14 protein-coding genes and 1 pseudogene are annotated in these 12,277 nt (G+C 68.2%); 6 read left to right on the top strand and 9 right to left on the bottom strand.

What is annotated here, in order from left to right; translation table 11 throughout:
• Positions 1-11: 11 nt before the first annotated feature.
• On the top strand, positions 12-515 hold the full coding sequence (locus F3087_RS33765; RefSeq protein WP_150406162.1) for a Clp protease N-terminal domain-containing protein: 504 nt from the start codon (positions 12-14) through the stop codon (positions 513-515).
• Here F3087_RS33765 and F3087_RS33760 read toward each other — a convergent pair.
• The 7 genes from F3087_RS33760 to F3087_RS33730 form a co-directional block, all read right to left on the bottom strand.
• Complete coding sequence (locus F3087_RS33760; protein ID WP_150406161.1) at positions 504-1,361, bottom strand: inositol monophosphatase family protein; 858 nt, start codon at positions 1,359-1,361, stop codon at positions 504-506. The genes F3087_RS33765 and F3087_RS33760 overlap by 12 nt on opposite strands.
• Positions 1,361-2,047 carry a hypothetical protein gene (locus tag F3087_RS33755; RefSeq protein WP_150406160.1) on the bottom strand — a complete coding sequence of 229 codons (687 nt, stop codon included), beginning with the start codon at positions 2,045-2,047 and terminating at the stop codon, positions 1,361-1,363. The genes F3087_RS33760 and F3087_RS33755 overlap by 1 nt, the downstream gene beginning before the upstream one ends.
• Complete coding sequence (locus tag F3087_RS33750) at positions 2,047-2,937, bottom strand: hypothetical protein (protein ID WP_150406159.1); 891 nt, start codon at positions 2,935-2,937, stop codon at positions 2,047-2,049. Before F3087_RS33750 ends, F3087_RS33755 begins: the two co-directional genes overlap by 1 nt.
• Before the next feature lie 408 nt (positions 2,938-3,345).
• A complete protein-coding gene (locus F3087_RS33745) occupies positions 3,346-3,609 on the bottom strand; it encodes a YciI family protein (RefSeq protein WP_150406158.1) in 264 nt (87 codons plus the stop codon).
• Positions 3,606-4,112, bottom strand: coding sequence for a transcription antitermination factor NusB (nusB, locus tag F3087_RS33740; RefSeq protein ID WP_150406157.1), 507 nt, complete (start codon positions 4,110-4,112; stop codon positions 3,606-3,608). The genes F3087_RS33745 and nusB overlap by 4 nt, the downstream gene beginning before the upstream one ends.
• Positions 4,113-4,220: 108 nt before the next feature.
• Complete coding sequence (gene efp, locus F3087_RS33735) at positions 4,221-4,784, bottom strand: elongation factor P (protein WP_150406156.1); 564 nt, start codon at positions 4,782-4,784, stop codon at positions 4,221-4,223.
• 47 nt (positions 4,785-4,831) lie between these two features.
• Positions 4,832-5,959, bottom strand: a complete 1,128-nt coding sequence (locus F3087_RS33730; protein ID WP_150406155.1) for a M24 family metallopeptidase — start codon at positions 5,957-5,959, stop codon at positions 4,832-4,834.
• A 233-nt stretch (positions 5,960-6,192) separates the two neighbouring features.
• On the opposite strand from F3087_RS33730, the gene F3087_RS33725 reads away from it, so the two are divergent.
• The 5 genes and pseudogenes from F3087_RS33725 (at position 6,193) to F3087_RS33705 (ending at position 10,915) form a co-directional block, all read left to right on the top strand.
• Positions 6,193-6,654, top strand: coding sequence for a prepilin peptidase (locus F3087_RS33725; protein WP_150406154.1), 462 nt, complete (start codon positions 6,193-6,195; stop codon positions 6,652-6,654).
• Between the two features lie 188 nt (positions 6,655-6,842).
• A complete protein-coding gene (gene aroC / locus F3087_RS33720) occupies positions 6,843-8,054 on the top strand; it encodes a chorismate synthase (protein ID WP_150406199.1) in 1,212 nt (403 codons plus the stop codon).
• A pseudogene (locus tag F3087_RS46875) lies at positions 8,051-8,569 on the top strand (shikimate kinase); the annotation flags it as partial. The gene aroC and the pseudogene F3087_RS46875, both read left to right, overlap by 4 nt.
• 608 nt (positions 8,570-9,177) lie before the next feature.
• Positions 9,178-10,296, top strand: coding sequence for a 3-dehydroquinate synthase (gene aroB, locus F3087_RS33710; RefSeq protein WP_150406152.1), 1,119 nt, complete (start codon positions 9,178-9,180; stop codon positions 10,294-10,296).
• A gap of 277 nt (positions 10,297-10,573) precedes the next feature.
• Complete coding sequence (locus tag F3087_RS33705; protein WP_150406151.1) at positions 10,574-10,915, top strand: hypothetical protein; 342 nt, start codon at positions 10,574-10,576, stop codon at positions 10,913-10,915.
• A 430-nt stretch (positions 10,916-11,345) separates the two neighbouring features.
• On the opposite strand, the gene F3087_RS33700 is transcribed toward F3087_RS33705, so the two are convergent.
• Positions 11,346-11,597, bottom strand: coding sequence for a hypothetical protein (locus F3087_RS33700; RefSeq protein WP_150406150.1), 252 nt, complete (start codon positions 11,595-11,597; stop codon positions 11,346-11,348).
• A 199-nt stretch (positions 11,598-11,796) separates the two neighbouring features.
• Positions 11,797-12,258, bottom strand: a complete 462-nt coding sequence (locus F3087_RS33695) for a B-4DMT family transporter (RefSeq protein WP_223885549.1) — start codon at positions 12,256-12,258, stop codon at positions 11,797-11,799.
• Positions 12,259-12,277: the final 19 nt, after the last annotated feature.

Raw genomic sequence — 12,277 nt, 5'->3', positions numbered from 1 at the left:
GGGAACAACAAATGGATAAAGTCGAATTCACCGTCACGAATGTGTTCGACATCAGTGGACGCGGCGTCGTGATGGTGGCGGGCACGCTGACGTCCGGCGTCATCGAGGCAGGCGACGTCCTCTACGACTCGGTCACCGGCGAACGAGTTACCGTGGCAGGCTTGGAATTTCACGGCGGCCGCAAACTCGACGAACACGTACTGGTCGTGCCCGCCGGCGAGGCCGACCGCGTCCGCATCGATCAGCACCTGACCAGCGAACGCCCCGACGACGGCCTCACCAGAACCCCCCGCCTGCTGCGCATCCTGGACGACGCCCCCGACATCGCCAAGGCCCAAGGACACGACTACGTCGGCGTCGAACACCTGATGCTGGCCATCCTCGCCGACCCCGACGCCGTACCGACCCAGCATCTCCGCAAGCTGGGCCTGGACCCGGACAATATCGCTCAGACGTTGAAGGAATACGTCAGCGGGATAGCCGGTCGCACCGAACCTCCGGCGTCAGCCGGGTAGACCGGTAACGGTGACGCCGGCCGCGGATTTCACCAAAAGTGTCAGGTCCGACATCATTTCGGCGCTGCCCGCGATGAAATCTACTTCGCCCACCGGTAATTCGAGGCGCTCGTCGAGTGCGGCGCCCTCGAAATCCGTGATGTGCATGCCGGATTCGCGGGCCAGGAGCGCACCGGCGGGGAGGTCGACGAGACCGGCGCGGTAGCCGACGAAGCCGTCGATGTCGCCGTTGCTCAGCATGACCCAGCACAGCAGGGGTGACCAGAGTTGAATCAGGCGGCGGGAAGCCGATTCCAGGGTGAGGCGCAGGGCGCGGGCGGCGGGGTCGGCGCGGGTGACCGGGTAGCCCTGAAGCCACGCCAGGACCGGCGCGGAGGCGGCGGGACGGTGCGTCGGGTGCCACAGCGGGCCGTTCGGGCCGTGCGCGCCGCGACCGCGGACGGCGGTCCAGGTGCGGTCGGCGATCGGCTCGTGCACCACGCCGAGGACCGGGGTTCCGTTGTGGCACAGTGCGATACCGACCGTGCACACCGGCAGGCCGATGGCGATGTTGTTGGTGCCGTCGAGCGGATCGATGACCCAGCACCAGGTGTCGTCGGCGCTGTCCAGGGCACCGGATTCCTCGGCGAGGATGCGATGGCCGGGGAAGGCGCGGCGGACGTGGCGCAGGATGATGTCCTCGGCCTGGAGGTCCAGGTCGGTGACCACGTCCCCGGTCGGGTCCTTGGCGTGGACGGTCAGCGCCCCGAGCAGCCCGGCGCGGATCGCGCGACCCGCTTCGACCGCCGCCGCGACCGCCACCCCGGCCGCGCGGTCGAGCAGGGTGTCCGGCAGTACCTGGTTCATTACGTCGCCCGCTCGCATCGGTTCTCCAGTTGCTCCGGCAGGGGTTGATCCCGCAGATGGGCGAGCACGGTGTGCGCCGCGCCCCGGGTTTCGCTGGGCGTGCAGAGAGTTCGGTGCACCCAGTGGTCGGTGGTGGCGAGCGTGCCCAGGGACAGGTCGGGGCGGCCGAGGTTGTCTTCGCCCAGGACCACGGTTGCCGCTTCGCCGCGCACGTCGGACACGTGAAAAGCGCCGTGCGGCAAGGTATATACCTCGCCGGTGTGGAAATCCTCGCGCGAACGGGTCCGGTAGGTCACCAGTCGCTGCGTCGCGCGCACCAGATCGCCGTCCGCCGCGCTCTGGATCTCGAACATGCGATGCGTGGGATGCACGGGGGCGCTGAGGATTTCGATGATCTCGTTGCCGACCGTGCCGTACAGCACGGTGCTGAGCAGGTCCCAGCTGTGCGCGTGCACCTTCGAGGTGGTCGGATCGGCGCGCACGCCGTCGGTCCAGACGTGCACGCAGATGCCGAGCCCGTCACCGCGCCAGACCGGAAAACACAAGAAGCCCAACGGATGTCGGACTGCAAGCAGGTCCGAATCACCGTCCACGACGTCGGCGAGGACGTCGCGGGCCCAGCCACGCACCGCGGCTCCGGTGTTATCGGAGCCGATCAGCGTGCGTAAGCGGGCGTACTCGTTCACTAATACGGGTTCCTCGGTTGTAGCGCGCGCCGCACGATGTCGGCGACGTCGCGATCGGTGAACGCGGCCGGTAGGTCCAGCGACAGGGCCTGGAACAGGCCGCGCACCTGATCGACGCTCGGTTCGTCGGACAGCGGCAGTTCCTCGCTGCGGCTCAACGGAACCTGGCGGGTCTGCTTGAAACTGGCGACGAGTTCGCGATTGAAATCGCGGTAATAGGGCTTGTCCCGCTCGAACATCAGCGCCGGGGTGTTCGGATTGTCCTGGGTGACAATGACGCAACTGGACGACAGGTCCCAGCGGAACGTCGTCATCACCGTCGACAGGCCCACGTCGATGGTCAGGAAGGTGAACCGCTGCCGGTACCAGCAGGCGGCCAGCACGGTCGCGAACGCTTCCTTGCGGGTGCGTTCGGTGGTCCACATCTCCCCGGTGCGGTCGGCCTCGGGCGAGAGCGAGGAACGGAACTGCGCGTAGGTCTTGCACAGCGGTTCGTTGGTCGGGTCGAGGATCTCCAATTGGATACGCAGCGGGCGTTGTTCGCGCCGGGCGTTCTCCACGCACTCGCGCAGCGTCACCGCGCGGATGTAAGTTCCGGTGCCGCCCTTGAAGATCCACTGTTCGGTGCCGCGCCGGGCGAGGGTGTGCGCGTGCCCGATCTCCGGACCGTAGAGCAGCTGTACCGAATTCGCGTCGCGCATCGCCTTGGACGACAGGTGCCGGTCGCGCAGCAGCGTGGTCGCGAGCAACGCGAGAACCAGCAGCACCGCCGCGTTCACGTTGTCGACGCTGATCACGTCCAGGACCGCCAGCAAGCCGACCACCACGGCGAGTACCAACGCGACCACACCATCGACGTTGTTACGCAACCAGATCAGCAACCGCGCCATGCGGCCCTCCCCTCTGTTCCCCCCAGGATAGAGGCAGCCGGACAACCGAAGCGAAGGAAAACAGGAAGTCCCGAGGCCGACGACGGTGGTCCAGCCCACATCCTGACGCCTTGACCTCGAGCGCGGTTGAGGAACCACGATGGGAACCGGTCGTCGAACTACCCATTCGACGGCAGCAAACCCTTGCGCTCCCGCCGGTTCCCGTACACCCCCGGTGGGAGCGCAAGGACCCAAGCCGCACGCTTCTTGATTTCCCGCACCGAAAATCGCATCCGAATCTCGGTGCGGGAAATCAGAAGCCGTGCGTGTGCGCCAAAGACACAACCGCACACCTGCTGATTTCGCGCATACCTAATCGCATGCGATTCGGTGTGCGGCACATCAGGAGGTGTGCGGCTGGGGTCGAGTTCAGTTCGGGGTGGTGGATTCCCACTCGTAGACCGTGACGTCCGAGGAACCGGTGGTGTGCACCGGGTCGGCGAACGCGAGTTCCCGTGCGGCGTCGAGGTTTTCGGCGGCGATGAAGTACGCGCCACCCGTTCCGTCGGTGAAGCGCGCGCTCTCCACCAGCTGACCGCGCTCGCTCAGCTGCTGCAAGAAGTCCTTGTGCGGCTGGAGCACGGCGGCATCGAAGTTCGGCGTGCGCATCGCCAGCACCAGGAACTTCTTCACGCGTCGGCCTCCGGGCGCGCCGCCCGGGTCGCGGCCGCGGCGGCCCGGACCTGCGGGGCGACCAGCACGACCTGGCCGAGCACGCCGTTCACGAACGACGGGGAGTCGTCGGTGGACAGCTCCTTGGCCAGTTCGACCGCCTCGTCCACCGCGACGACCGGCGGAACATCGTTGGCGTGGAACAACTCCCACACCGCGATCCGCAGGATGGCACGGTCGACGGCGGGCAGCCGGGACAGCTCCCAGTCCTTGAGGTAGGACTCGATGGTGCCGTCCACCCGGTCGAGGTCGTCGGCGACGCCCTCGACCAGCGTGTGCGTGTAGGCGTGCACCGGCGCGACGGCCTGATCACGGGTCGCCAGATCGACCCGCTCGTCGAGCAGGTCGGCGGGGTCGACGTCGCGGGCCTCCGCCTCGAAGAGCAGGTCGACAGCCCGGCGGCGGGCTTTGTGCCGCGTGCCGAGCTTCTTGAAGGACTTCTTGTCTACCGGCTGTTCAGCCACAGTCACCATTATCTCAGTCGCTGTCTCGATTAGCGGTAGGAGCGGGCTCTGCGTGGTTACGCTGCGCTACCGCCTCCGAGCCTGACGCTCCTACCGCGGGAAGGGCGATCAGGCGTTGACTCGGCCGAGGTAGCTGCCATCACGCGAATCGATGCGCAGCTTGTCGCCGGTGTTGATGAACAGCGGGACCTGCACCTCGGCGCCGGTCTCCAGGGTGGCGGGCTTGGTGCCGCCGGTGGAGCGGTCGCCCTGCAGGCCGATATCGGTGTGCTGGACCTCGAGCTCGACGGTGACCGGGAGCTCGACGTAGAGCGGCGCGCCCTCGTGCGTGGCGACCTGCACGGTCATGTTCTCCAGCAGGAAGCGCGCGCCGGGGCCGATGGTCGCCTCGGAGATGGAGATCTGGTCGAAGGTGTCGCCGTCCATGAAGACGAAGTCCGAACCGTCGTGGTACAGGTAGGTCATGTCGCGGCGGTCGACCGTCGCGGTCTCCACCTTGACGCCCGCGTTGAACGTCTTGTCGACGACCTTGCCGGACAGCACGTTCTTCAGCTTGGTCCGCACGAACGCGGGGCCCTTGCCCGGCTTGACGTGCTGGAATTCGATGATCTGCTGGAGCTGACCGTCGATCTTCAGCACAAGGCCGTTCTTGAAGTCGCTGGTGTCCGCCACTGTCCTCGGATCTCCTAGTTCGTAAACAACATGTTGGTCAACCGGCGTCATTCGACGACGGTCAGGTCTTTGCTGGTGTTGGTGAGCAACTCCGGGCCCCCTTCGCGCACCACGAGCGTGTCCTCGATCCGGACTCCGCCGCGGCCGGGAAAGTACACACCGGGTTCGACGGTCACCGCCACGCCAGCAAGAAGTGTACCGGTTCCGTTTTTGGCGATGCCCGGCGCTTCGTGGATCTGCAATCCGACCCCGTGGCCGAGGCCGTGCACGAAGAGTTTGCCGTGCCCGGCGGCCTCGATCACCGAGCGCGAGGCCGCGTCCACCGCACTGACCTCGACGCCCGGGCGCAGGGCTTCGCGTCCGGCGCGCTGCGAGGCTTCGACCAGCGCGTACACCTCGCGCTGCCAGTCGCTCGGCGGGCCGAGCACGAAGGTGCGGGTCATGTCCGAGTGGTAGCCGCCGATCATCGCGCCGAAGTCGAGTTTGACGAAATCGCCGATGGCGAGCACCGCGTCGGTCGGCCGATGATGCGGGACAGCCGAATTCACGCCGGCGGCCACGATGGTCTCGAACGACACCGCGTCCGCGCCGTGCTCGAACATGGCCCACTCCAGGTCCCTGGCGACCTGCTTCTCGGTGCGGCCCGGACGCAGCAGGCCGCGTTCGAGCAGGGTGGCGAGGCCGTCGTCGCCCGCGGCGCAGGCCGCCCGGAGCTGGGCCACCTCGTAGGCGTCCTTGACCATGCGCAGCTGTTCGACCAGGCCGGGGGTGGCGACGAACTCCAGTCCGGTGCATTGGTCGACGAAGCCGCGGTGCTGGTCGACGGTGACGATGTGGCTCTCGTAGCCGACCCGGCCGAGCTGCCATTCGCCGGCCAGCTCGATGACCCGGCGGGCGGTGGCCTTGGCGATCTCGGCGCGCAGGTCCGGGACCTGCTCGGCGACCTGGGTCTGGTACCGGCCGTCGGTGCCGATCACCGTGCGCTCCTCGGCGTTGCGCATGTCCCACGAATGCACGAGTAGCGCCGCGTTGGATCCGGTGAACCCGGTGAGGTACCGGAGATTCACCAGGTCGGTGACCAGCAGGGCGTCCACCCCGTTTTCCACCAGCAGGCTCCGCAGCGCGCCACGCCGCGCGGCGTAGTCGGGGGCTTGGCCCGCGTGATCAGCACACATGGTTCAAAGCTACCGTCGACACGCCGTATAGCCGCATACAACACGTGTACTGGTCGCTGCGGGCGCGCCGACCTGCTGCCGGCGATCTTGATGTCGATCACGGAATGCCGTTGGCGCTCATCGATTTCCGTACCGGACGGGCTGCGGAGAGCGGTTGTTCACATGTCGGAAAGCTGTCCACAATCCGGCGGAGCGGGGTTGTGCCTGGCCACGATCGGACAAGAGTGGACGGCATGCCGATCCTCGCCTTCGCCGCCCTCCTCACGTGGTGTGTTGTGTTGAGCGTCATCGATTTTCGACAGTTGCGGTTGCCGAATCCGCTGACCGGAGGGGGTGCGGTCGCGGTGTTCGGATATGCGCTGTCCACAGGTCGATGCACAGCCGCGGTGCTGGGTGCGGTGCTGCTCGCGGCGCCGTATCTGCTGGTGCACCTGGCGCTACCGGCGGCGTTCGGTGCCGGAGATGTGAAGCTCGCGATCGGGTTGGGCGCGGCGGCCGGACTCGGCGGCGGACAGGTCTGGGTGTGGTCGGCGTTGGCTGCGCCGTTGCTCACCGCCTGCGCCGGAGTTGCGGTGATCGGGCTACGTCGAACTCGAGCTCCCACCGAAACGACCCGCCGAATCGCGATGCCGCATGGGCCGGCAATGTGTCTCGCGACGGTGTGCGCGCTGGTCGCGGGCAGCGCCCGAGGATGATCTGCGCAGGTATGCGCGCTGGCCATCGTTTGCTCGATGAGGTGCGGGTTCGGCCGTCGTCACGGGCCGGACGCGGTTCGCGAACGCGAGCGCACGCCGCGCACGCGGACGGCGGCGGGCCGAACGTGCTGGCCATCACTGCGGGCCGCGTGCCTGAGCAGCCGCGCCGACATGGGAAGATGGACGACGTGTTGCGCTGGATAACTGCCGGAGAATCCCACGGTCCCGCTCTCGTCACCATCCTCGAGGGCATGGTGGCCGGTGTCGAGGTCACGTCCGACGAGATCTCCGCGCAGTTGGCGCGCCGCAGGCTCGGGTACGGCCGCGGCGCCAGGATGAAGTTCGAGGCCGACAAGGTGACCGTCGTCGGCGGTGTCCGGCACGGCCGCACCATGGGCGGCCCGGTCGCCATCGAGGTCGCCAACTCCGAGTGGCCGAAGTGGACGACGGTCATGTCCGCCGACCCGGTCGACCCGGACGAGCTCGCCGAGCTGGCCCGCAACGCCCCGCTCACCCGGCCGCGGCCCGGGCACGCCGACTACTCCGGCATGCTCAAATACGACTTCGACGACGCCCGCAACGTGCTCGAGCGGGCCAGCGCCCGGGAGACCGCGGCGCGCGTCGCCGCCGGCACCGTGGCGCGGAACTTCCTCCGGCAGGCTTTCGGCGTCGAGGTGATCTCGCACGTCGTCTCCATCGGCACCGCGCAGAACACCACCGGTGTCGTGCCGTCGGCCGGCGATCTCGCCGCGATCGACGAGAGCCCGGTGCGCTCGTTCGACAAGGACGCCGAGGCGGCGATGATCGCCGAGATCGAGGCGGCCAAGAAGGACGGCGACACGCTCGGCGGCGTCGTCGAGGTGGTCATCGAGGGTCTGCCGGTCGGGCTCGGCTCGTTCACCAGCGGCGAGAACCGCCTCGACTCACGGCTCGCGGGCGCGCTCATGGGCATTCAGGCGATCAAGGGTGTCGAGGTCGGCGACGGGTTCGAGACCGCGCGCCGCCGGGGCAGCCAGGCGCACGACGAGATGAAGCCCGGCACCGACGGCGTGCTGCGCTCCACCAACCGGGCCGGCGGCCTGGAGGGTGGCATGACCAATGGCGAAGCGCTGCGCGTGCGCGCCGCGATGAAGCCGATCTCGACCGTGCCGCGCGCGCTCGCGACCGTCGACATGACCACCGGCGAAGAAGCCGTCGCCATCCACCAGCGCTCCGACGTGTGTGCCGTGCCCGCCGCGGGCGTGGTCGCCGAATCGATGGTGGCGCTGGTCGTCGCGCAGGCCGCGCTGGAGAAGTTCGGTGGCGACTCGCTCGGCGAGACCCTGGAGAACATCACCAGCTACGTCAAGCGGATCAGCGCCCGCCCGCACAACGCGCCCGCTGACCCAAGCACGCCATGATCGTGCAGACCGATCCGCGCGCACCGCGCGTGGTGCTGGTCGGGCCGCCGGGTGCGGGGAAAACGACGATCGGCCGCAAGCTCGCCAAGGAACTCGGCGTCGAGCTGTACGACACCGACGCGGGCATCGAGCGCGAGACCGGTCGCACCATTCCGGAAATCTTCGCCGCCGACGGCGAACCCGAATTCCGCAAGATCGAGGAGCGGGTGGTGCGCCGCGCGATCCTGGCCGAGCGCGGCGTCGTCTCGCTCGGCGGCGGTGCCGTGCTGTCCAAGGACACCAGGGCGCTGCTGCGCGGCCGCACCGTCGTCTACCTGGAAATCAGTGTGGGCGAAGGGCTTCGCCGGACCGGGGCGAGTACCAATCGGCCGTTGCTCAACGGGGCCGATCCCGCGACCAAGTACCGCGAGCTGATGCGCAAACGGCGGCCGCTGTATCGCGAGGTCGCCACGGTTAGGGTGCGCACCGATGGTCGCAGCCCTGGGCGCGTCGTGAAGATGGTGCTCGCCAAACTCGGCTTCGAGTCCGCGAATCCGGACACCGGGACAGATGTCGACTGCTCGAATCTGTCCGAGACCACAGACGCGCCGACCACCACGGCCGGTGAGGGCGCCGGAACCCCTCAAGGCAGCAGCCGATCTCGGGCCCGTCGCCGGGCGCGAGCGCGGGCTGCCGCGCGTCGGCGAGAAGCAGCCGAGGCGGCCGGCGAGCAGACGCCGTCGGCTCCGATGGGGAAGTCCGCCGCGAATGCGGGTGGTCGAAGCTGGCGCACGCGTCGTGCCGAGGCGCACGCCGCCGGGAACTCGGCGGCGAACGACGCAGCGGCTGACGAAACCACGGTCGACGAAACCACAGCGGCGAAGTCCGCCGACAGCGCCAACCCCACTGGTCGCTGGCGCACTCGCCGTGCTGCCGCCCCAGACGACACCGACGCAGCAGCAGAGCCGGACGGCACCGAAGAGTCCAGCAAAGGTCCGCGATCGAGCGGACGTGCCCGCCGCGCCCGTGCCCGGCGAGCCCGCGTGCGCGCCCGCAAAATCCAAGAAGCACAAACAGAATCGGAGCAGCAGACGTGAGCGAGCGTAGCGAGCGAACCACAGACACAGCACCGTCAGGCGCAGTCGTGACTGAGCCTTATCGTCTCGAAGTTCGTACCGCCGATCCGTACCCGGTGATCATCGGCCGTGGACTGCTCGGTGAGCTCGTCGAGGCGGTCAGCGGTGCGACGAGTGGCGTGCGGACGGTCGCGATCTTCCATCAGCCGCCGCTCGCCGAGACCGCCGAGGTGGTGCGGAAGGCGCTGGCCGACACCGGCATCGACGCGCACCGCATCGAGATCCCGGACGCCGAGGCGGGCAAGGAACTCGCGGTCGCCGGCTTCTGCTGGGAGGTGCTCGGCCGAATCGGCCTGACCCGCAACGATGTCGTGGTGAGCCTCGGCGGCGGCGCCGCCACCGACCTGGCCGGTTTCGTGGCCGCCACCTGGATGCGCGGCGTGCAGATCGTGCACGTGCCGACCACGCTGCTGGCCATGGTCGACGCGGCCGTCGGCGGCAAGACCGGCATCAACACCGAGGCGGGCAAGAACCTGGTCGGCTGCTTCCATGAGCCGGCCGCCGTGCTGGTCGATCTGGCCACGCTGGAAACCGTGCCGCGCAACGAGATCGTGGCCGGCATGGCCGAGATCATCAAGGCCGGGTTCATCGCCGACCCGGTCATCCTCGACCTGGTGGAACGCGACCCGCAGGCTGCCATCGACCCCACCGGCGATGTGCTGCCCGAGCTGATCCGGCGCGCGATCCAGGTGAAGGCCGACGTCGTCGCCGCCGACCTCAAAGAGGCCAGCCTGCGCGAGATCCTCAACTACGGCCACACCCTCGGTCACGCCATCGAGCGCCGCGAGCGCTACCGCTGGCGCCACGGCGCCGCCGTTTCGGTCGGCCTGGTCTTCGCCGCCGAACTCGGCCGTCTCGCCGGCCGCCTGGACGACGCCACCGCCGACCGGCACCGCTCGGTCCTGGAAAGCGTCGGCCTGCCGACCACCTACGACGCCGACGCCCTCCCCCAACTCCTCGACACCATGCAAACCGACAAGAAAACCCGCTCCGGCGTCCTACGCTTCGTCATCCTCGACGGCCTCGCCAAACCCGGCCGCCTCGAAGGCCCCGACCCCACCCTCCTCGCCGCCGCCTACTCCGCCATCCTCCGCGAAGGCACCCCAAGCACCGGCATCCTCCTGTAGAACACGACCCACCCGCGCCCCAATCCGCATGCCGCGCACCAATTCACGGACGATTCCGTGCGCGGCACACCGAACCACACGCAGGACCCCACCACCAGTCCGCAATACGAGCGAACGCTCACCGCGCCCCAATCCGCATGCCGCGCACCAATTCACGGACGATTCCGTGCGCGGCACACCGAACCACACGCAGGACCCGACCATCCGGGGCGCAACACCAGCAAACACCCCACCGCGCACCAAACCCCCAGACGCGCACCAATTCACGGACGATTCCGTGCGCGGCACACCGAACCACGCGCAGGACCCGACCATCCGGGGCGCAACACCAGCGAACTCCCAGCCGCGCACCATTTCTTCAGGCGACACACCGACCGCTTTCGTCGCCGACTGGTTCGCCGCGATCGCGCACGACATCGCCGATAACTTCGGCGCGAGTAGCAGGCCGGTGGTGGCGCGGACAAGCCGCCGACTGGATTCTTCGGCGAGCAATCCGCGCACCAATTCGCTGACGATTCCGTGGGCCGCATGCCGAGTCGCGCAGAGGTACAGCCACCCCGGCGGCGATGCGCACGAATTCACGGGCGGTTCCGTGCGCGACGGCCAACTCCATGCGTAGCGACCTGCTTGATGCGGCGGCCCACCTCTTATGCGCCAGACGGAGCATCGAATCGTGATGCGGCGGTGGGGTTCTGTGTGCGGACAGCAGAAGCGGCGCGCCCCCGACCCGAGGCGCGCCGCTTCTTGTGCGCAAGGTTCGGCCAGTACACCGCCCTGGCCGACCCACGCGCACGGCCAGTTGATCAGCGGTTCAGCACAGGCGTGTCCAGCGCCGTTCGCCGCGCCTCGAGCCCTGCCTGCCGGCTGGCCATCACTGCTCTGCGCGAGCCGAGAGACTGCGTCCGACGCTCCGAACGCCTCGTGAACAGGACCGCCGCGTACTTGCGCGCACGGACCTCAGCAGCACGATGCCGGAGTGCTGCAGCACAGGCCGTTCTCGTACGTCAGGCGATCGCGCCGCCCGCTGATGTCGGGCTACCGCTGGAACGTCAGGGCTGCGGGATCCAGTAGTCGTACCGATCGTTGTCCCAGCGCGCGACGCACACCCCGTCCTTGTTCCAGTTCGGGCCTTCCTTCTGGCAGTACCCCAGCGAAACGTTCGACACCGAGGGCAGGCAGACGAAGTTCCAGTGCGGCTGGTTCGACGCACAGCCGTTGTCCTGCGCGGCCGCTTGCCCGCCGAACACCACTGCGGACGCGGCAATCGCCATCGCGGCGGCCGCACCAACTCGAATCATCATCACAATGTCCCCTCCCGTTGAAATGCATTGGATAGCAACAGGATATCGATGGGACGGTCAGCAAACGACCAGACAGCGGCAGGTTGGCAGAGTGCAGTGCGAGTTGGCAGTCACCCTCGATGGTAGTCCGTGCACGCATCGAGGACCGGACAGCAGAAACGGCGCACCCCGTGATCGGAGTGCGCCGTTTCGCGAAAGGTCAGGCAGGGGTGTGTACGGCGGGAGCCGACTGCTTGTTGTGCGAGCGGTCCGCCAGGATCCGGCCGAGCCCGACGCCGATCAGCGCCGGAATGAAGATCAGCAGGACGATGAACGCCGCACCCGCGGTGAGCTCGAAGAGGATCCCGTTGTCGCCGAGGTCGAACTTGGGCAGCCAGTCGATGATCCACGCGCCGAGCCCGCTGCCGACGCCACCCGCCGCGGCAGCCTTGAGCCACAGCAGGGTCAGGTCGGTGCCGCGCTCCGGGTCGGGCTGAGCCGAGCGGTCCTTGCGTCCGTCCAGCACACCCCAGTACAGGACGGCGGCCACGATCAGGACGAGGCTGAACACCCGCATCCAGACCCCGTGGGTCGGCCAGTTCACCATCGCGAACCCGAGCACGGCACGCAGGAGGACGACCAGCGCACCGAGCACGACGGCCCGCAACACCCAAGCATTCATGCCGACCACCATAACCCTG

It is taken from the genome of Nocardia colli (assembly GCF_008704205.1).
In the GTDB taxonomy this organism is placed as follows: domain Bacteria; phylum Actinomycetota; class Actinomycetes; order Mycobacteriales; family Mycobacteriaceae; genus Nocardia; species Nocardia colli.
This window is presented reverse-complemented; position numbering and strand designations above follow the sequence as displayed.

Bases quoted from the DNA above. Each gene is read 5' to 3' on its own strand.
- F3087_RS33760 (WP_150406161.1), bottom strand. From the start codon at position 1,361: ATGAACCAGGTACTGCCGGACACCCTGCTCGACCGCGCGGCCGGGGTG.
- F3087_RS33765 (WP_150406162.1), top strand. From the start codon at position 12: ATGGATAAAGTCGAATTCACCGTCACGAATGTGTTCGACATCAGTGGA.
- F3087_RS33695 (WP_223885549.1), bottom strand. From the start codon at position 12,258: ATGAATGCTTGGGTGTTGCGGGCCGTCGTGCTCGGTGCGCTGGTCGTC.
- F3087_RS33700 (WP_150406150.1), bottom strand. From the start codon at position 11,597: ATGATGATTCGAGTTGGTGCGGCCGCCGCGATGGCGATTGCCGCGTCC.
- F3087_RS33730 (WP_150406155.1), bottom strand. From the start codon at position 5,959: ATGTGTGCTGATCACGCGGGCCAAGCCCCCGACTACGCCGCGCGGCGT.
- F3087_RS33750 (WP_150406159.1), bottom strand. From the start codon at position 2,937: ATGGCGCGGTTGCTGATCTGGTTGCGTAACAACGTCGATGGTGTGGTC.
- F3087_RS33725 (WP_150406154.1), top strand. From the start codon at position 6,193: ATGCCGATCCTCGCCTTCGCCGCCCTCCTCACGTGGTGTGTTGTGTTG.